Origin of the sequence: Pseudomonas sp. NPDC088429 (assembly GCF_044753305.1) — a bacterium.
GTDB lineage: Bacteria > Pseudomonadota > Gammaproteobacteria > Pseudomonadales > Pseudomonadaceae > Aquipseudomonas > Aquipseudomonas rustica.
In genome coordinates this window covers 35968-53275 of record NZ_JBIVMX010000022.1, presented here as the reverse complement: position 1 = coordinate 53275, position 17308 = coordinate 35968, and the positions used below count along the sequence as shown (strand labels likewise).

Genomic DNA, 17308 nt, shown 5'->3' with positions numbered 1-17308 from the left:
GACGTCGGTCATGAACGCTTTGGCGATCGGAGTCATGAAGGCCAGCTGTGCGTCGGCTTTCTTCTTCTCTTCTTCATCGACGCCGTATTTGACGATGTCGACCTGTTTGGCGGTGAAATACACCATCGCACGGTTGCCTTCGGCGAACGCCTTCATGGTTAACAGCATGCGGCGTACGTCTGGGTGAACGATGATCGGGTCGGCAGCTTTTTCCGGCGCTTTCGGGCCAGTCAGCGAGCGCATTTGCAGACGATCGCGAGCGTATTTCAGGCCGCCCTGGAAACCGATTTCGGCGTGGGCCAGACCTTGCAGCGCGGTACCCAGACGTGCGGTGTTCATAAAGGTGAACATGCAGTTCAGGCCTTTGTTCGCCGGGCCGATCAGGAAACCGGTAGCGCCGTCGAAGTTCATCACGCAAGTGGCGTTGCCGTGGATGCCCATCTTGTGTTCCAGCGAACCACAGGTCACTGCGTTGCGCTCACCGACGGTGCCATCGGCATTCGGCATGAACTTGGGAACGATGAACAGCGAGATGCCTTTGGTGCCAGCCGGTGCGTCCGGCAGGCGGGCCAGGACGATGTGGACGATGTTGTCGGCCATGTCGTGTTCACCGGCCGAGATGAAGATCTTGGTGCCGGAGACTTTGTAGGAACCGTCGGCCTGAGGTTCGGCCTTGGTGCGCAGCATGCCCAGGTCGGTGCCGCAGTGCGGTTCGGTCAGGCACATGGTGCCGGTCCATTCGCCGGAAACCAATTTGGTCAGATAGGCTTCTTGCTGCTCAGGCGTGCCGTGCTCGGAGATGGTGTTCATCGCGCCGTGCGACAGGCCTGGGTACATGCCCCACGACCAGTTGGCTTCGCCCACCATTTCGCTCACGGCCAGACCCAACGACTCCGGCAGGCCTTGGCCGCCGTGCTCAACGTCGTGAGCGAGGCTTGGCCAGCCGCCTTCAACGAATTGCTTGTAAGCCTCTTTGAAGCCAGTCGGGGTTTTCACGCCGGACTCGCTCCAGGTGCAACCTTCGAGGTCGCCCACGCGGTTCAGCGGTGCCAGTACCTGCTCACAAAACTTGGCGCCTTCTTCGAGAATGGCGTCAACCATGTCCGGAGTCGCGTCTGCGCAAGCCGGAAGGCTCTGATAGTGCGCTTCGTAGCCGAGCAGCTCGTCACGAACGAAGCGAATATCACGCAAGGGGGCCTTGTAGTCAGGCATAGCGATAAACCTCTGCTGATGTAACCGGGAATGAACGACCGTGTTGATTTGTTGTGACGGTCAAACAGTTGTTTGAAACATACGTTTACGCTGAAATCTTGTCAAGCGTCGATCTTTTGCCGTTCGTCATCGCAGCTTTCAAACGCCGGACACAGCAAACCGCCATGGACTCGAACGAGCCACGGGCGCTGAAAAAAGATTAGTTGAGGGAGAAGGACTTACAACGAAAAACGCCGCGACAAGGCGCGGCGTTCAGAAGGCAGGTGAAGAGGTATTCAGGCGAACGTATCGATGATCGTACCGAGCACTTCGTCGGATGCCTTGACGACCTTCGCGCCCAGATCCACCTGGAATTTGCCCTGCGCCATCTGCACCATGTCGCTGCCCGGATCCATTTGCTGGCTGCGATCCACGCCACGCAGACGATCAACCTGAGCTTCCGAGGACTGGCTGGTGACCGAACGTTCGATAGTGGTGTTGGCGATCTGGCTGGCAGCCTGATCCACACGGTTCTGCCCGCTCTGAATCGAGCTTAGCCCCGCATAAAAAGCTGTGTTACCGGAGATTTCCATAACGGTTCTCATCCTTGGGAAGGATCAATAGCCGTCATTGAAGCAGACGCGCCAGAAAAACACCCGTCAAAAACACTAATGGCACAGTGCCTGCTCATAGTGAAAAACTTAGTCGAGCAAATCCAGTTGCAGATGATCGGCCACCGCCTCTGCGCTCAACGCCTTGAGTTTCGGCACCCGGCCCAAACACGGCGCCGGGATCCGCTCGGCCAATGTCGCCAGATTCTCCTCCAGCCGCGACGTCTTCGGATCGATGATATTCGCCACCCACCCCGCCAGTTGCAGACCATCCCGGGCAATCGCCTCAGCTGTCAGCAGCGCATGACTGATGCAGCCCAAGCGCACGCCGACGACCAGAATCACCGGCAGCTTCAGCGCAATCGCCAGATCCGACAAATTATCCTGATCCGCCAACGGCACGCGCCAGCCACCTGCACCTTCGATCAGAGTGAAATCGGCATTCATCGCCAGAATCTCGCGCATCGGCCCCAGCAGCGATTGCACGGTCAACGCCACACCCGCTTCACGCGCCGCCAGATGCGGAGCGATCGCCGGTTCGAACGCCACCGGATTGACCTGTTGATAACTCAGCGGCAATGAACATTCGGCCAGCAGCGCCAGCGCATCCGAGTTGCGCAAACCCTTGGGCGTGACTTCGCAGCCGGAAGCCACCGGTTTGCCCGCCGCCGTGCTCAGCCCGGCCGAGCGCGCCGCGTGCAGCAACCCGGCGGCCACCGTGGTCTTGCCGACATCGGTATCGGTTCCGGTGATGAAATAGGCTGCGCTCATACGGGTTTCTCCAACACGGCGTAGACCACCTGATAAGTCGCCGGCAATCCCGACGCCTCACGGAACTGCTCGTAAGCTTCGACCAACCCAAGAATCCGCGCGCGCCCGGTCAAACCGCCCGGCCGCCCCGGATTCAGATTGTGTGCACCCAACGCCTTCAATTCATGGGTCAGGCTGCGCACATCCGGGTAATGCAGCACATGCGCCTGATTCTGCAGACTCAGCGTGCGCAAGCCACTCGCTGCACACAATTGTTCATAACGGGAAAACTCGCGGAAGCGGTTGACGTGCACCATCCCGTCGACCTGCCGCCAGCTGTCGCGCAACTCAAACAACGTCCCTACACAAAGACTAGCAAACGCAAAAATTCCGCCCGGTTTCAGCACGCGAAAGGCTTCGCTGAGCACCGCCTCGAAATCCGCACACCACTGCACCGCAAGGCTGGAGAAGATCAGATCGCAGGTCGAATCCTGCAACGGCAACCGCTCCGCATCACCGGCGATGAAATGCTCGGCACCACCCAATGGCCGCGCGTGATCGAGCATGCCCTCGGCAATGTCCAGCGCCAGCCCGTGGCCCTCGGCAAACCGCGAAGCCAGCGCGCGGGTGAAATAACCGGTGCCGCAACCGAGATCCAGCCAGCGCGCCGGGACAAAATCCGTTGGCAAACGCTGAATCAACTGTGTACCGACATCACGTTGCAACTCGGCGACACTGTCGTAACTGGCCGCTGCACGCGAAAAAGAGGCTGCGACCTGACGCTTGTCAGGCAAGCCGCCAGGCAGCACAAGAGACAAATCAGTCATCACCGCACTCATGTAAAAAACCCTGGATCGCGCCCGCCAGTCCGTGGGGGTCTTCCAGAAGAAACGCATGACTGGCCTGTTCGATCAGACCAATTTCGATATCCGGCAACAAAGTGAACAACTCCCCCGCTGCTTCCGCCGGCACCAGCGCGTCCTGCCCGCCGAACAGATGCAACTGCGGCCCACGAAACGCCTGCAGCGCATCGCGGGTGTCGATCTGTGCGAGCAATTCCAGCCCGGCCATCAATGCTGACGGCGCGGTATTCGGCGCGCCGCCGAGCAACAATCGCGACAAGCCGCGCGGGTCTTGCGCGCCCTGAGCACACAGCAGCGAAAACCGTTTGAGAGTGGTGCGCGGGTCGGCTTGGCAACCGGCGAGAAACGCGTCGAACGTCTCGCCCGCCATCGCACTCGGCCACTGCTCATGGGCAACAAAACAAGGATTGCTCGCCAGCGTCAGCAACCCGCAGCAATGCTCGCCACGCCGCGCCGCCAACTCGGATGCGAGCATGCCACCCAGCGACCAGCCGCCGAGCCATACATCTTGAGGAATGCTTTCATCGAGCTCGTCGAGCCAGTCTTGCAGGTCACTGGAATCCAGTTCCGGCAGCGGCTCGATTTCGACTTTCAGGTGTTCATCGAGGCCTTGCAACGCCGCGGCCAGAGGCTCCATCGGCGACACACCGAGGCCCCAGCCGGGCAGCAGAATCAGGCGATTACGCATGGCTTGGCTCCGACGAGAGTTGGGCAAAGCAATCGGCCAGTCCTTCTAACAATAGCTGCACCTGCGCCTCGCTGTGCGCTGCGGTCAGGGTCACGCGCAAACGCGCACTGCCGGCAGGCACCGTTGGCGGACGGATCGCAGTAACCATCAGCCCGCGCTCGCGCAACATCTGCGACAAACGCACCGCACGCCCGGCATCACCAATCATGATCGGCTGGATCGGCGTGAAGCTGTCCATCAGTTCCAGACCGATCTGCTCGGCGCCACGGCGGAACTGGCGGATCAGCGTTTGCAGATGCTCTCGACGCCAATGTTCAGTGCGCAGCAACTCCAGACTTTTCAGCGTTGCACACGCCAGCGCCGGTGGCTGGCTGGTGGTGTAGATATATGGGCGAGCGAACTGGATCAGGCTTTCGATCAGTTCCTCGCTGCCGGCGACGAAAGCTCCAGCCGTGCCGAAGGCTTTGCCGAGGGTGCCGACCAACACCGGCACATCCTCCTGACTTAAACCGAAGTGTTCGACGATGCCGCCGCCATTCGCGCCGAGCGGGCCGAAACCGTGCGCGTCATCGACCATCAGCCACGCGCCTTTGGCCTTGGCTGCGCGGGCGAGAGCCGGCAAATCGGCCAGATCGCCGTCCATGCTGAACACACCGTCGGTGACCACCAGCGTATTGCCGGTGGCTTTCTCCAGGCGCTTGGCCAGACTCTCGGCGTCATTGTGCAGATAGCGATTGAAACGCGCGCCGGACAACAACCCGGCATCCAGCAACGAGGCGTGATTGAGGCGGTCTTCCAGCACCGTATCGCCCTGCCCGACCAGCGCCGTGACCGCGCCGAGATTGGCCATGTAACCGGTGGTGAACAGCAGCGCACGCGGGCGACCGGTGAGGTCGGCCAAGGCTTCTTCGAGGGCGTGGTGCGGGCCGCTGTGGCCGATCACCAAATGCGAGGCACCGCCACCGACGCCCCAGCGTTCAGCGCCAGCGCGCCAGGCTTCGATGACTTGCGGGTGGTTGGCCAAGCCGAGGTAATCGTTGTTGCAGAAGGCCAGCAATGGTTTGCCATCGACCACCACTTCAGGTCCCTGCGGGGATTCGAGCAGCGGACGTTGGCGATAGAGATTTTCGGCACAACGGGCAGCAAGGCGTGCGGCGAGATCGAAAGACATGCAGGCCTCACATCTGAAAAATGACTGTGTAGGAGCTGCCGAAGGCTGCGATCTTTTGATGTTGTTTTTTAAAAGACAAGATCAAAAGATCGCAGCCTTCGGCAGCTCCTACTTGGAATCCGTGGGGCGATCAGACGGCAGCGTTGTAGAACTGCTCGCTGCTCTTCTGCTCCACCAGCGCCTGCTCGATCGCCGCCTGGTGAACCTCGTCGGCATGCTCTTCACGCGCTTCCGGCTGGATGCCCAGACGCGCAAACAATTGCATGTCCTTGTCCGCCTGCGGGTTGGCGGTGGTCAGCAGTTTGTCGCCGTAGAAAATCGAGTTGGCACCCGCGAAGAACGCGAGGGCCTGCATCTGCTCGTTCATCGCTTCGCGGCCAGCGGACAAGCGCACGTGGGATTGCGGCATGAGGATGCGCGCCACCGCGAGCATGCGGATGAAGTCGAACGGGTCGATGTCTTCGGCGTTTTCCAGCGGCGTGCCGGCGACTTTCACCAGCATGTTGATCGGCACCGATTCCGGGTGTTCCGGCAGGTTGGCCAACTGGATCAGCAGATTGGCGCGATCGTCCAGCGACTCGCCCATACCAAGAATGCCGCCCGAGCAGATCTTCATCCCCGACTCACGCACGTAGGCCAGGGTTTGCAGGCGCTCGCTGTAAGTGCGGGTGGTGATGATGCTGCCGTAGAACTCAGGCGACGTGTCGAGGTTGTGGTTGTAGTAATCGAGGCCGGCCTTGGCCAGTGCTTCGGTCTGATCCTGATCGAGACGGCCGAGGGTCATGCAGGTCTCCAGGCCCATGGCTTTCACGCCTTCAACCATTTTCAGCACGTACGGCATGTCTTTGGCGGACGGGTGCTTCCACGCCGCGCCCATGCAGAAACGCGTTGAGCCGATGGCTTTGGCGCGCGCCGCCTCTTCGAGGACTTTCTGCACTTCCATCAGCTTTTCTTTTTCAAGACCGGTGTTGTAGTGCCCGGACTGCGGGCAGTACTTGCAGTCTTCCGGGCAGGCGCCGGTCTTGATCGACAACAGGGTCGAGACCTGCACGCGGTTGGCGTTGAAATGCGCGCGGTGCACCGTTTGCGCCTGGAACAGCAAGTCGTTGAAGGGCTGTACGAAGAGTGCTCTGACTTCGGCCAGAGACCAGTCGTGACGCAGGGTGGCGGTGGTGCTCGCGCTCATGGGTAATTCCTTGGTTATGCTTGGCTCGCGACTGGGGAAACGGAATACCCACAGGCGCTACACGGATGTTCGGCATATTTAAGGAAGAGTCATGCGCTGTCAACCACGATACAAAGGCTCGGTTTACATCTGTTTAAAAAACGTACAGACATGTTTGTTGTGCGATGAGGCCGCAGAAGCAGAAATGCCAATTTGCGTCGCTTGCGAAACTGAGCTGCCATGGCTCGGAGACCACTGCGTCACCTGTGCATTGCCGCTGGCCGCAGCGGGCCTGACTTGCGGCGAGTGCCTGCTAGAGCCGCCGGCGTTCGAACAGGTCGTTGTGCCGTGGCTGTATGGCTTCCCGGTCGACAGTTTGATTACGCGGTTTAAACACAACGCGAAATGGCCGTTTGGCCACCTGCTCGCCGACGTTCTCGGGCAATACCTGCAACATCGCTTCGAAGAGGACCTGCCGAGGCCGGATGTGTTGTTGCCGGTGCCGCTGGCGAAACAGCGCTTGCGTCAACGAGGCTTCAATCAGGCGGCGATGCTGGCGCGATGGTTGAGCGCGTCGCTGGATTTGCCCTGTGAGGAACGGATGCTGCACAGGGTGCAAAACACCAGCGCCCAGCAGAATCTGGACGCCAAAGCGCGCAAACGTAATTTGCGTGAAGCGTTCAGTCTGGATCCTGACGCCAATGTCCAAGGCCGACATCTGGCGTTGGTCGATGATGTGCTGACCACCGGCGCCACGGCCCAAGCGTTAGCCCGATTGCTAATGAATGCCGGTGCAGCAAGAGTCGATGTCTACTGCCTCGCCCGCACGCCAAAACCCGGAACCTGAAACCAACACATAACCCCTGTAGGAGCTGCGGCACGCTGCGATCTTTTGATCTTCAAAAACAACATCAAAAGATCGCAGCGTGCCGCAGCTCCTACAAGGGATTGGGTTGGGCTTGACTCTCGCGTGGCAAGCGGCCAACTTCACTCCCCACCGCCACGGCTAAAAAGCACCCCTTCATGTCCATGCCTTCCCTGCTCTCCCAGCACATCGTCCGTCGTCCGCAGCGTATCGCCCTGCTGCAACACATCGCCGAACAAGGCTCGATCACCCGCGCCGCAAAAAGCGCCGGCCTGAGCTACAAAGCCGCGTGGGACGCCATCGATGAGCTGAACAATCTGGCGCAGAAACCGTTGGTTGAACGTGCCGTCGGTGGCAAGGGCGGCGGTGGCGCCAAGCTGTCCAGCGAAGGCGAACGCGTGCTGCGCCTGTATCAAAAGCTGCAAGCCTTGCAGGCGCAGGTGCTGGAAGCGGCGGAAGACGCCAGCGATCTCGATCTGCTCGGCCGATTGATGCTGCGAACCAGCGCGCGCAATCAGTTGCACGGCAAAGTCATCGCCATCGAAGCGCAGGGCCGCAATGACCTGATCCGTCTGGAGCTGGCCGAAGGCTTGTGCCTCGACGCACAGATCACCCACGACAGCACCGTGCACCTTGAACTGCAAAACGGCACCGAAGTGGTCGCCCTGATCAAGGCTGGCTGGCTGGAATTGCTCACCGCTGAACAATCTGCAACGCCGGGACACAATCTCCTCACCGGCACCATCGAAGCGATCCTTGACGCCGAAGACGGCCCGAGTGAAGTGCGAATCTCCCTGCCCAACGGCCACACACTCTGCGCACTGGCTGAGCCGATGGATCTGCGCACTCGTGGGCTGACCGTCGAACAACCGGTGCAGGTGCAGTTCTCGCCGTCGAATGTGTTGATCGGTACGCCGCTCTAAATCGAGCCTGCAACAAAAACGTCATAGACCCTGATTAAGGTGGCTGCCAAACCAAGCAGGGAGCCTGACGTGAGCCTATTAGAAGAAAACCAATCCACTGACCTGGAAAAAATGGTCGGCCTCAGCCGTCGCGGCTTCATCAGCGCCGGCGCGTTGTGCGGCGCGGCGATGTTCCTTGGCGGTAACCTGCTGAGCCGCAGCGTGCTGGCCGCCAGCGTCAGCGCCGGCAACAGTCGCCTGCTCGGTTTCGACAGCATTCCCGCCGCGACCAGCGACGTCATCAGCCTGCCCAAAGGCTACAAGTCATCGGTGCTGATCAGTTGGGGCCAGCCGCTGAGCAAGAACGGCCCGGCCTTTGACCCGAGTGGCAACGGCAGCGCCGCCGCACAGGAAGTGCAGTTCGGCGACAACAACGACGGCATGAGCCTGTTCGCCTTCCCCGACGACAAAAACCGCGCGCTGATGGCGATCAACAACGAATACACCAACTACCGCTACCTCTACCCGCACGGCGGCATGCCGCAGTCGGCCGAAGAAGTGCGCAAGGCACTGGCCTGTGAAGGCGTGTCGGTGATTGAAGTGCAGCGCAAGAGTGGTCAGTGGCAGTTCGTTCAGGGCTCGCGCTACAACCGCCGAGTTCACGGCAACTCGCCGTTGCGCATTGGCGGCCCGGCGGCTGGTCACGCGTTGCTGAAAACCAGCGCCGACCCGAGCGGCAAAAAAGTCCTCGGCACCTTTCAGAATTGCGCCAACGGCAAAACGCCGTGGGGCACTTACCTGACCTGCGAAGAGAACTTCACCGACTGTTTCGGTAGCAGCAACGCCGAGCTGAAATTCGACGCCGCGCAAAAACGCTACGGCGTGGTCGCCACCAGCAAAGAGATCAACTGGCACCCGCACGATCCGCGCTTCGACATGGCGAAGAATCCCAACGAGCTCAACCGTCACGGCTGGGTGGTCGAGATCGATCCGTTCGATCCGCAATCGACGCCGGTCAAACGCACCGCGCTGGGCCGCTTCAAACATGAAAACGCCGCACTGGCGGAAACCGCTGATGGCCACGCCGTGGTGTACATGGGCGACGACGAGCGCGGCGAGTTCATCTACAAATTCGTCAGCCGCGACAAGATCAACCACCGCAACGCCAAGGCCAATCGCGACATTCTCGATCACGGCACCTTGTACGTGGCCAAGTTCGACGCCGGCGACAGCAACCCCGATCACCCGAAGGGCCAAGGTCAGTGGATCGAACTGAGCCACGGCAAAAACGGCATCGACGCCAGCAGCGGTTTTGCCGATCAGGCCGAAGTGCTGATTCACGCGCGCCTCGCCGCCAGTGTCGTCGGTGCCACGCGCATGGATCGCCCGGAGTGGATCGTCGTCAGCCCCAAGGACGGCCAGGTTTATTGCACCCTGACCAACAACGCCAAACGTGGCGAGGACGGGCAACCGGTGGGCGGGCCGAACCCGCGTGAGAAGAATGTCTACGGGCAGATTCTGCGCTGGCGCACCGACCGTGATGATCACGGCTCGAACACCTTCGCCTGGGATCTGTTTGTAGTCGCCGGCAATCCGGGTGTGCACGCCGGAACGCCGAAGGGCGGTTCGTCTAACATCACCCCGCAGAACATGTTCAACAGCCCCGATGGTTTGGGTTTTGACGATGCCGGGCGCTTGTGGATTCTGACTGACGGCGATTCGAGCAACGCCGGGGATTTTGCCGGAATGGGCAATAACCAGATGTTGTGCGCCGACCCTGTGACCGGTGAGATTCGCCGGTTTATGGTCGGGCCGATTGGTTGCGAGGTGACGGGGATCAGCTTCTCGCCGGATCAGAAGACGCTGTTTGTCGGGATTCAGCATCCGGGGGAGAACGGTGGGTCGACGTTCCCTGAGCATTTGCCGAATGGCAAACCGCGGTCGTCGGTGATGGCGATTTCCCGTGAGGATGGCGGGATCGTCGGCGCCTGAGCCAATGCCTTCGCGGGCAAGCCTTGCTCCTACGGGTCTTGCGCCTGATCTGTAGGAGCAAGGCTTGCCCGCGATAGCGTCAGCCCAGACACCAACCCCCTAAGGGCCTGCCATCTGCGCTACCATGCTGGGCCGGACGCGGCAGCCTGCTGCGCGCAGGAGTCAGCATGGCCCACCCGTTTGAAACCCTCACACCCGATCTCGTGCTCGATGCCGTTGAAAGCATCGGTTTCCTCAGTGATGCGCGCATTCTGGCGCTCAACAGCTACGAGAACCGCGTCTATCAGGTCGGCATCGAAGACTCCGAACCGCTGATCGCCAAGTTCTATCGCCCGCAACGCTGGACCAACGAAGCCATCCTCGAAGAACACAAGTTTACCTTCGAGCTGGCCGACGTCGACATCCCGGTGGTTGCGCCCATGATCCACAACGACGAAACCCTGCACGAACACGCCGGTTTCCGCTTCACCCTGTTTCCGCGTCGTGGCGGCCGGGCGCCGGAGCCGGGCAATCTTGATCAGCTGTATCGCCTCGGCCAGTTGCTCGGGCGCATTCACGCGGTCGGCGCGACCAAGCCGTTCGAACACCGTGAAGCGCTGGGCGTACAAAACTTCGGCCACGCCTCGCTGAACACTTTGCTCGAAGGCAATTTCATTCCGAAAAGTTTGCTGCCGGCTTATGAGTCGGTGGCCCGCGATCTGCTCAAACGTGTCGAGGATGTCTACGCCGCGACGCCGCACCAGAACATCCGCATGCACGGCGACTGCCACCCCGGCAACATGATGTGCCGCGACGAGATGTTCCACATCGTCGACCTCGACGACTGCCGCATGGGCCCGGCGGTGCAGGATATCTGGATGATGCTCGCCGGCGACCGTCAGGAATGCCTCGGGCAGTTATCGGAATTGATGGATGGCTACAACGAGTTTCACGATTTCGACCCGCGCGAACTGGCGCTGATCGAACCGCTGCGCGCCTTGCGTCTGATGCACTACAGCGCGTGGCTGGCACGACGCTGGGATGACCCGGCGTTCCCGCACAGTTTCCCGTGGTTCGGCACCGAGCGTTATTGGGGCGATCAGGTGTTGGCGTTGCGCGAACAACTGTCGGCCCTCAATGAAGAGCCGCTGAAGTTGTTCTGACACAGGAAAGGATCAGCGCGCCCACGGTGCCCGGCGCGAATCGTTGAGACCCAGCAGATAGCTGTCGCCACCCAACTGGCTCATCTGCTGGCGAATCCAGCCGGCGCGGCGCGACACGTAAGCGGTCGGATGGCTGGCGCTCCACACGCGTGGATTCGGCAACACCGCCGCCAGATAACTCGCCTGCTGGCGAGACAGCGACTTGGCGCTCACACCGAAATGATGACGGGCGGCAGCTTCGGCGCCAAATACACCGTCATCCCACTCGACGCTGTTCAGGTACACCTCAAGAATCCGCTGCTTGGGCCAGAACACCTCGATCAACGCGGTGAACCAGGCTTCGAGGCCTTTGCGCAGATAGCTGCGCCCGGCCCACAGAAACAGGTTTTTCGACACTTGCTGGCTCAACGTACTGGCGCCACGAATCGAGCCGCCGAGTTCGTTGTGCGCCAGTGCGGCCTGGATCGCGCTGAAATCAAAACCCCAATGCTCGGGGAATTTCTGATCTTCACCGGCCATGACCGCGACTTTGAGATCGTCGGAGATCTCGTCCCACGGCTTCCACGTGCGTTGCAGATCAATAGGCTCGCCGTCAACCCACGACTCGACCTTGCGCTCGACCATCAGCGCCGTGCCCGGCGGCGGTACGAAACGAAAGATCAGCACCAGCACGATGCTGCCGCCCGCGAACCAGAGTAGGGCCTTCGTAAGACGACGGAAAATTGTACGCAGCATAGAGATGGCTTGGCCGAACCCGTGGAGCGGGCCATTATACAGACCCTGCCGATCGAGTCTGACTGGAGTTCTTCATGTTGCGTGGCTTTCTGCTGCTGGCCGCTTTCTTTGGTTTTACCGGTGTCGCGCTGGGCGCATTCGCCGCCCACGGCCTGAAAAACCGCCTGACGCCGGAATATCTGGCGATTTTCCACACCGGCGTCACCTATCAATTGGTGCACACTCTGGCGCTGTTTGGCGTCGCGCTGCTGGCCACGCAGATTCAGGGCCGACTGGTCGCCTGGGCCGGCGTGTCCTTCACTGTCGGCATTCTGCTGTTCTCCGGCAGCCTGTATGTGCTGACCACCACCGGCATCAGCAAGCTCGGCATCATCACCCCGTTCGGCGGCCTCGCCTTCCTGATTGGCTGGCTGTGCCTGGGCCTCGCCGCGTGGCGCCTGACCTGAGCCACCCTCCGACCTGAACTGATCGCAAACCGCTCCCTGTATCTGGTCGCAAACCGCTCCCTGTAGGAGCTGCCGAAGGCTGCGATCTTTTGATCTTGAAAAACAACATCAAAAGATCGCAGCCTGCGGCAGCTCCTACACGGGCCTGGGCATTTCAGCGGGGCAGCGGGTTTCAAGACGAATGGCTTGGGTCACCCTGTCTGATCGGGCTAGAATGCCAGCCCCTAAAAATGATGGCGGCATTGCGCATGCGCATTCAGTTGAACGGCGAATCCCTTGAACTGCCCGACGGTGAAACCGTTGCGGCCCTGATCACCCGTCTGGAACTGACCGGACGCCGGGTGGCAGTTGAACTCAATCTGGATATCGTCCCGCGCAGCCAGCATGCCGACACCACGCTCAACGACGGCGACAACGTCGAAGTCGTGCACGCCATCGGCGGCGGCTAAGCGGGCGGCCCGCAAGGGCACAGAATTCTGCAAGACCCTCACTCCTAAAGAGGATTCCCCATGAGCATCGTTCGTAGCGACAAGCCTTTTGTGCTGGCCGGTCGTACTTACCAGTCGCGTTTGCTGGTTGGTACCGGCAAGTACCGTGACATGGAAGAAACCCGTCAGGCCATCGAAGCCTCGGGTGCCGAGATCGTCACCTTCGCCGTGCGCCGCACCAACCTCGGTCAGATCGAAGGCGAGCCGAACCTGCTCGACGTGCTGTCGCCGGAGCGCTACACCTTCCTGCCGAACACCGCCGGTTGCTACGACGCCATCGAAGCCGTGCGCACCTGCCGCCTGGCCCGTGAGCTGCTCGACGGTCACAACCTGGTGAAGCTGGAAGTCCTGGCTGACCAGAAGACCCTGTTCCCTAACGTCATCGAAACCCTCAAGGCTGCCGAAACGCTGGTCAAGGAAGGTTTCGACGTGATGGTGTACACCAGCGATGACCCGATCATCGCCCGTCAACTGGCGGAAATCGGCTGCATCGCGGTGATGCCGCTGGCCGGTCTGATCGGTTCCGGTCTGGGGATCTGCAACCCGTACAACCTGCAGATCATCCTTGAAGAAGCCAAGATTCCTGTGTTGGTCGATGCCGGTGTCGGCACTGCGTCCGACGCAACCATCGCCATGGAACTGGGTTGCGATGCGGTGCTGATGAACTCGGCCATCGCCCACGCCCAGCAGCCGGTGATGATGGCTGAAGCCATGAAACACGCCATCGTTGCAGGCCGTCTGGCCTACCTCGCTGGCCGTATGCCGAAAAAACTCTATGCCAGCGCCTCTTCGCCGCTGGATGGTCTGATCAAGTAAGAGCCATTGATGACTGAATCGAACGACACGCCTATCCAGCCGGAAGAAGGCGACGAGCGCCAACACCGCCGCATCAAGAGTTTCGTGATGCGTGCCGGGCGCATGACCGAAGGCCAGCAAAAAGGTCTGGATCAAGGCACCCCGCTGTTCGTGCTGCCGCTGGCCGACGCGCCGGTGGATTACGATCAAGTGTTCGGCCGTTCGGCGCCGCGCTCGCTGGAGATCGGTTTCGGCATGGGCCACTCGCTGCTGGAAATGGCTGCAGCGGCACCGGATCAGGATTTCATCGGCGTTGAAGTTCACCGTCCGGGTGTCGGCGCGCTGCTCAATGGCGTGCTGACCCAAGGCCTGACCAACCTGCGGGTCTACGATTGCGACGCGATCGAAGTGCTCAACCGCTGCATCGCCGACAACAGCCTCGATCGCCTGATGCTGTTCTTCCCGGATCCGTGGCACAAGAGCCGTCACCACAAGCGTCGTATCGTTCAGGCCTCGTTCGCTGAACTGGTACGCAGCAAGTTGAAGGTCGGCGGCATTCTGCACATGGCCACCGACTGGGAACCGTACGCTGAATACATGCTGGAAGTGATGAACGTCGCGCCGGGTTACCGCAACCTCGCCGAAGACGGCAAGTGTGTACCGCGCCCGGCCGAACGCCCGATCACCAAGTTCGAACGCCGCGGCGAACGTCTTGGCCACGGCGTGTGGGACCTGAAGTTCGAAAAACAGTCCTAAGCATCACGCGATGATCGTTCCCACGCTCTGCGTGGGAATGCTGCCCGGGACGCTCTGCGTCCCACAGCGGACGCAGAGCGTCCATTGAGGCATTCCCACGCGGAGCATGGGAACGATCAAAAGCGGCCGAAAGATCAGCGGCGGTCGGCGACTACGCCGATGAGGACGAGGACTACCAACAGCACTGGCGCCAGGCTGTAGTTGTTGAACTGGCTCAAGCCTTTGATCACCCACGGTGTCGCGTAGATCAGCGCCGCGCCGCTGCCGATCACGCACAGCAGCGCCATCAGCGGTACGCGCAAAGCGCCGGCGATGCTGCCCAGACGTTGCTCGACCCAGCCTTTGAAGTCGGCGCCGAACAACACCAGCAGGCAACCCACCAGCGCCAGGGCGATTTCCGAGAGGTTGCTGCGGCTCCAGCGGGAGACGGTGGCGAGCAGGTCGAGTATCAAATCCATGGTTTTTCCTTAGGGCTGCCGTTGGGCGTTGGGCTCAGCTCAGAAATTTCTGCAGCAAATCGTTGAGGAACAATTGTCCGCGCTCGGTGGCCGCCAGACGTGACGGTTCGACCTGCAACAGACCGCTTTGTTCTGCATCTGCCCGCGCCTCGGCAAGACTGTCGAGCGACAGCCCGGTACGCTGCGGATAGAGCCGCGATTCCACGCCATCAGTCAGGCGCAACGCGTTCATCAAAAAGTCGAAGGGCAGCTCATCATTGCTCAGCGATTTCTCGCCAGCCTGAAAGTTTTTCGCCGGATTCAGATAGTCCTTCGGCAGCCGCGTCTTCCACGTCCGCACGATGCGCCCGTCCGGATGACTCAACTTGCCATGCGCGCCCGCACCAATGCCGATGAAGTCGCCAAAACTCCAGTAATTGAGGTTATGCCGCGCCGGACGTCCGGCCTGTGCATAAGCCGAGACTTCGTATTGCGCGTAACCGTGCTCGGCCAACAGCGCCTGTCCGGCTTCTTGAATGTCCCACAGCGTGTCGTCTTCCGGCAGCACTGGCGGCTGATTCCAGAACACCGTGTTCGGCTCCAGCGTCAGTTGATACCAGGAAATGTGTGTCGGATTCAGTTCGATGGCCTGGCGCAAATCGCTCAAGGCATCGTCCAGCGACTGATCGGGCAAACCGTGCATCAAGTCGAGGTTGAAGTTATCGAAGCCAGCCTGCCGCGCCATCCCCGCCGCGCGCACCGCTTCGTCACCGTTGTGAATCCGGCCCAGCGCCTTGAGTTTTTCCTGCTGAAAGCTCTGGATACCGATCGACAGACGATTGATCCCCAACTTGCGGTAGGCGACAAACTTTTCTTGCTCGAAGGTGCCCGGATTGGCTTCCAGAGTGATTTCGATGTCGTCAGCAAACGGGATGCGCTGCTCGACGCCTTCAAGCAAACGCCCAAGCGCTTCAGCGCTGAACAGGCTCGGCGTACCGCCACCGAAGAAAATCGACGTCAGCTCTCGGCCATATACCGCGTGCAGATCCTGATCGAGATCGGCCAGCAAGGCGTCGACGTATTCCTGCTCCGGCAACACCGGGCTGGCGGTGTGCGAGTTGAAATCGCAATACGGGCATTTGCGCACACACCACGGGATGTGGATGTACAGCGACAAGGGCGGCAGCGTTGGCAGCGGCGCCCGAGGCGAAGAAGCGGCGCCGCCGACAATCAGCGACGACGCAGAGGAATCACGGGTCATTTCAAGCCCAGACGCTGGCGCAGCAGATCCATTGCACGGGCGCGGTGGCTGATCTGGTTCTTGTCGGCCGGGCTCAGTTCGGCGCTGGACACATCACGCTCCGGCACCCAGAACAGCGGGTCATAACCGAAACCGTGTTCGCCACTGGCAGCGGTCAGAATGCGCCCGTGCCACAAGCCTTCGCAGAGGATCGGCAACGGATCGTCGGCGTGACGCACCAGCGCCAGCACGCACACGAACTGCGCACCACGTTCGGCCTCCGGCACGTCCTTCAAGGCGTCGAGCAGTTTGGCGTTGTTCGCCGCATCGCCCTTGCCGTCGGCATAACGCGCCGAATAGATGCCCGGCGCACCGCCAAGGAAATCCACCGCCAGACCGGAATCGTCGGCCAGCGCCGGCAACCCGGAAATGCGTGCGGCGTTGCGTGCCTTGAGGATCGCGTTCTCGACGAACGACAGGCCGGTTTCTTCCGGCTCGACCTTGCTCCACTCGCCAATCGAGCGCAGTTGCACCGATTCGCCGAGCATGGCCTGAAGTTCTTTGAGTTTGCCGGCGTTATGGCTGGCCAGTACGAGCTGCTTGATGTTCATTATTCGCCGGGAAAAAGTTCTTGGTTGAAATTGATGGTGTTGATCTTGTCGCCGTTCTGCACCTTGATTTCAAAGGTGCGGGTTTCCTGTTGTTCCACCGGGTATTGGGCGATGTAGTACACCGCGCCCTGTTCGGTGACCTGACGGAAATTCAGCGGCACGCTCTTGCTGGTCAGGTCTTTGACTGCGCCGGTGACGCTGGCGATCAGCGGTTTGCCGTCCTTGATCACCGAGACATTGATCACGCCCTGATTCTTGCTGCGGATCAGTTCCGCCGCTTTAGCGATGTCCGGTTGCAGGTACGTCGAGTTGAAAGTGTTGTAGTGCACCGTCACGTCGCCAAAGGTTTCCTGACGCTCGCCTTTGATGACGTCGGCCGCCAGAGCGCTGGCGCTCAGGCAGGCAGTCAATAACAACAACGCTAAACGACCCATGATCGTGCTCCTCGAAATGGCGTGGC

The 17308-nt window shown here is 60.7% G+C and carries 20 protein-coding genes; 8 read left to right on the top strand and 12 right to left on the bottom strand.

Going from position 1 to position 17308, the window contains the following annotated elements; genetic code table 11:
* From ACIP66_RS13840 to bioB, 7 genes are all read right to left on the bottom strand, one after another.
* Positions 1 to 1212: phenylacyl-CoA dehydrogenase (locus ACIP66_RS13840; RefSeq protein WP_400648757.1), on the bottom strand; the 1212-nt coding region annotated here is incomplete at its 3' end.
* A 275-nt stretch (positions 1213 to 1487) separates the two neighbouring features.
* Positions 1488 to 1784 (bottom strand): hypothetical protein, encoded by a 297-nt coding sequence (locus ACIP66_RS13835; protein ID WP_053124459.1) that lies wholly within the window; start codon positions 1782 to 1784, stop codon positions 1488 to 1490.
* A 108-nt stretch (positions 1785 to 1892) separates the two neighbouring features.
* Positions 1893 to 2573, bottom strand: coding sequence for a dethiobiotin synthase (bioD, locus tag ACIP66_RS13830; protein ID WP_400648756.1), 681 nt, complete (start codon positions 2571 to 2573; stop codon positions 1893 to 1895).
* Complete coding sequence (bioC, locus tag ACIP66_RS13825) at positions 2570 to 3379, bottom strand: malonyl-ACP O-methyltransferase BioC (protein ID WP_400648754.1); 810 nt, start codon at positions 3377 to 3379, stop codon at positions 2570 to 2572. Before bioC ends, bioD begins: the two co-directional genes overlap by 4 nt.
* On the bottom strand, positions 3372 to 4103 hold the full coding sequence (locus tag ACIP66_RS13820) for an alpha/beta fold hydrolase (RefSeq protein ID WP_400648753.1): 732 nt from the start codon (positions 4101 to 4103) through the stop codon (positions 3372 to 3374). The genes bioC and ACIP66_RS13820 overlap by 8 nt, the downstream gene beginning before the upstream one ends.
* Positions 4096 to 5274 carry an 8-amino-7-oxononanoate synthase gene (gene bioF, locus ACIP66_RS13815; RefSeq protein WP_400648751.1) on the bottom strand — a complete coding sequence of 393 codons (1179 nt, stop codon included), beginning with the start codon at positions 5272 to 5274 and terminating at the stop codon, positions 4096 to 4098. The genes ACIP66_RS13820 and bioF overlap by 8 nt, the downstream gene beginning before the upstream one ends.
* 130 nt (positions 5275 to 5404) lie before the next feature.
* Complete coding sequence (gene bioB, locus ACIP66_RS13810; RefSeq protein ID WP_008084274.1) at positions 5405 to 6460, bottom strand: biotin synthase BioB; 1056 nt, start codon at positions 6458 to 6460, stop codon at positions 5405 to 5407.
* A gap of 91 nt (positions 6461 to 6551) precedes the next feature.
* On the opposite strand from bioB, the gene ACIP66_RS13805 reads away from it, so the two are divergent.
* The 4 genes from ACIP66_RS13805 (at position 6552) to ACIP66_RS13790 (ending at position 11340) form a co-directional block, all read left to right on the top strand.
* Positions 6552 to 7286, top strand: a complete 735-nt coding sequence (locus ACIP66_RS13805) for a ComF family protein (RefSeq protein ID WP_400648749.1) — start codon at positions 6552 to 6554, stop codon at positions 7284 to 7286.
* A 176-nt stretch (positions 7287 to 7462) separates the two neighbouring features.
* A complete protein-coding gene (locus ACIP66_RS13800) occupies positions 7463 to 8227 on the top strand; it encodes a TOBE domain-containing protein (RefSeq protein ID WP_159815399.1) in 765 nt (254 codons plus the stop codon).
* A 69-nt stretch (positions 8228 to 8296) separates the two neighbouring features.
* Positions 8297 to 10198, top strand: coding sequence for a PhoX family protein (locus tag ACIP66_RS13795; RefSeq protein WP_400648747.1), 1902 nt, complete (start codon positions 8297 to 8299; stop codon positions 10196 to 10198).
* A gap of 167 nt (positions 10199 to 10365) precedes the next feature.
* Positions 10366 to 11340, top strand: a complete 975-nt coding sequence (locus ACIP66_RS13790) for a serine/threonine protein kinase (protein ID WP_400648745.1) — start codon at positions 10366 to 10368, stop codon at positions 11338 to 11340.
* 12 nt (positions 11341 to 11352) lie between these two features.
* Here the strand turns inward: ACIP66_RS13790 and mtgA are convergent, their stop codons facing one another.
* Complete coding sequence (gene mtgA / locus ACIP66_RS13785) at positions 11353 to 12075, bottom strand: monofunctional biosynthetic peptidoglycan transglycosylase (protein WP_008083830.1); 723 nt, start codon at positions 12073 to 12075, stop codon at positions 11353 to 11355.
* Positions 12076 to 12149: 74 nt separating this feature from the next.
* Here mtgA and ACIP66_RS13780 point away from each other — a divergent pair, with 74 nt between their 5' ends.
* From ACIP66_RS13780 to trmB, 4 genes are all read left to right on the top strand, one after another.
* Positions 12150 to 12521, top strand: coding sequence for a DUF423 domain-containing protein (locus ACIP66_RS13780; RefSeq protein ID WP_201228806.1), 372 nt, complete (start codon positions 12150 to 12152; stop codon positions 12519 to 12521).
* A 248-nt stretch (positions 12522 to 12769) separates the two neighbouring features.
* Positions 12770 to 12970: a sulfur carrier protein ThiS gene (gene thiS, locus ACIP66_RS13775; protein WP_122604433.1), complete on the top strand. Its 201-nt coding sequence runs from the start codon at positions 12770 to 12772 to the stop codon at positions 12968 to 12970.
* 60 nt (positions 12971 to 13030) lie between these two features.
* A complete protein-coding gene (locus tag ACIP66_RS13770) occupies positions 13031 to 13825 on the top strand; it encodes a thiazole synthase (RefSeq protein WP_007913621.1) in 795 nt (264 codons plus the stop codon).
* Positions 13826 to 13834: 9 nt separating this feature from the next.
* A complete protein-coding gene (gene trmB / locus ACIP66_RS13765) occupies positions 13835 to 14560 on the top strand; it encodes a tRNA (guanosine(46)-N7)-methyltransferase TrmB (RefSeq protein ID WP_008083818.1) in 726 nt (241 codons plus the stop codon).
* A gap of 134 nt (positions 14561 to 14694) precedes the next feature.
* Here trmB and ACIP66_RS13760 read toward each other — a convergent pair whose 3' ends face one another.
* Genes ACIP66_RS13760 through ACIP66_RS13745 form a run of 4 tightly spaced genes read right to left on the bottom strand, consistent with a single transcriptional unit; the run spans position 14695 to position 17282 of the window.
* Positions 14695 to 15018, bottom strand: coding sequence for a DUF3392 domain-containing protein (locus tag ACIP66_RS13760; RefSeq protein WP_007913629.1), 324 nt, complete (start codon positions 15016 to 15018; stop codon positions 14695 to 14697).
* Between the two features lie 34 nt (positions 15019 to 15052).
* On the bottom strand, positions 15053 to 16258 hold the full coding sequence (gene hemW, locus ACIP66_RS13755; protein WP_249342500.1) for a radical SAM family heme chaperone HemW: 1206 nt from the start codon (positions 16256 to 16258) through the stop codon (positions 15053 to 15055).
* Positions 16255 to 16848 (bottom strand): RdgB/HAM1 family non-canonical purine NTP pyrophosphatase, encoded by a 594-nt coding sequence (rdgB, locus tag ACIP66_RS13750; RefSeq protein ID WP_218959280.1) that lies wholly within the window; start codon positions 16846 to 16848, stop codon positions 16255 to 16257. The genes hemW and rdgB overlap by 4 nt, the downstream gene beginning before the upstream one ends.
* Positions 16848 to 17282 (bottom strand): DUF4426 domain-containing protein, encoded by a 435-nt coding sequence (locus ACIP66_RS13745; RefSeq protein WP_400648741.1) that lies wholly within the window; start codon positions 17280 to 17282, stop codon positions 16848 to 16850. Before ACIP66_RS13745 ends, rdgB begins: the two co-directional genes overlap by 1 nt.
* Between the last annotated feature and the right edge of the window lie 26 nt (positions 17283 to 17308).

Coding starts and splice junctions, on each gene's coding strand:
- ACIP66_RS13835 (WP_053124459.1), bottom strand. CDS start 1,784: ATGGAAATCTCCGGTAACACAGCTTTTTATGCGGGGCTAAGCTCGATT.
- bioD (WP_400648756.1), bottom strand. CDS start 2,573: ATGAGCGCAGCCTATTTCATCACCGGAACCGATACCGATGTCGGCAAG.
- bioC (WP_400648754.1), bottom strand. CDS start 3,379: ATGACTGATTTGTCTCTTGTGCTGCCTGGCGGCTTGCCTGACAAGCGT.
- ACIP66_RS13820 (WP_400648753.1), bottom strand. CDS start 4,103: ATGCGTAATCGCCTGATTCTGCTGCCCGGCTGGGGCCTCGGTGTGTCG.
- bioF (WP_400648751.1), bottom strand. CDS start 5,274: ATGTCTTTCGATCTCGCCGCACGCCTTGCTGCCCGTTGTGCCGAAAAT.
- bioB (WP_008084274.1), bottom strand. CDS start 6,460: ATGAGCGCGAGCACCACCGCCACCCTGCGTCACGACTGGTCTCTGGCC.
- ACIP66_RS13805 (WP_400648749.1), top strand. CDS start 6,552: ATGCGCTGTCAACCACGATACAAAGGCTCGGTTTACATCTGTTTAAAA.
- ACIP66_RS13800 (WP_159815399.1), top strand. CDS start 7,463: ATGTCCATGCCTTCCCTGCTCTCCCAGCACATCGTCCGTCGTCCGCAG.
- ACIP66_RS13790 (WP_400648745.1), top strand. CDS start 10,366: ATGGCCCACCCGTTTGAAACCCTCACACCCGATCTCGTGCTCGATGCC.
- mtgA (WP_008083830.1), bottom strand. CDS start 12,075: ATGCTGCGTACAATTTTCCGTCGTCTTACGAAGGCCCTACTCTGGTTC.
- ACIP66_RS13780 (WP_201228806.1), top strand. CDS start 12,150: ATGTTGCGTGGCTTTCTGCTGCTGGCCGCTTTCTTTGGTTTTACCGGT.
- thiS (WP_122604433.1), top strand. CDS start 12,770: ATGCGCATTCAGTTGAACGGCGAATCCCTTGAACTGCCCGACGGTGAA.
- ACIP66_RS13770 (WP_007913621.1), top strand. CDS start 13,031: ATGAGCATCGTTCGTAGCGACAAGCCTTTTGTGCTGGCCGGTCGTACT.
- trmB (WP_008083818.1), top strand. CDS start 13,835: ATGACTGAATCGAACGACACGCCTATCCAGCCGGAAGAAGGCGACGAG.
- ACIP66_RS13760 (WP_007913629.1), bottom strand. CDS start 15,018: ATGGATTTGATACTCGACCTGCTCGCCACCGTCTCCCGCTGGAGCCGC.
- hemW (WP_249342500.1), bottom strand. CDS start 16,258: ATGACCCGTGATTCCTCTGCGTCGTCGCTGATTGTCGGCGGCGCCGCT.
- rdgB (WP_218959280.1), bottom strand. CDS start 16,848: ATGAACATCAAGCAGCTCGTACTGGCCAGCCATAACGCCGGCAAACTC.
- ACIP66_RS13745 (WP_400648741.1), bottom strand. CDS start 17,282: ATGGGTCGTTTAGCGTTGTTGTTATTGACTGCCTGCCTGAGCGCCAGC.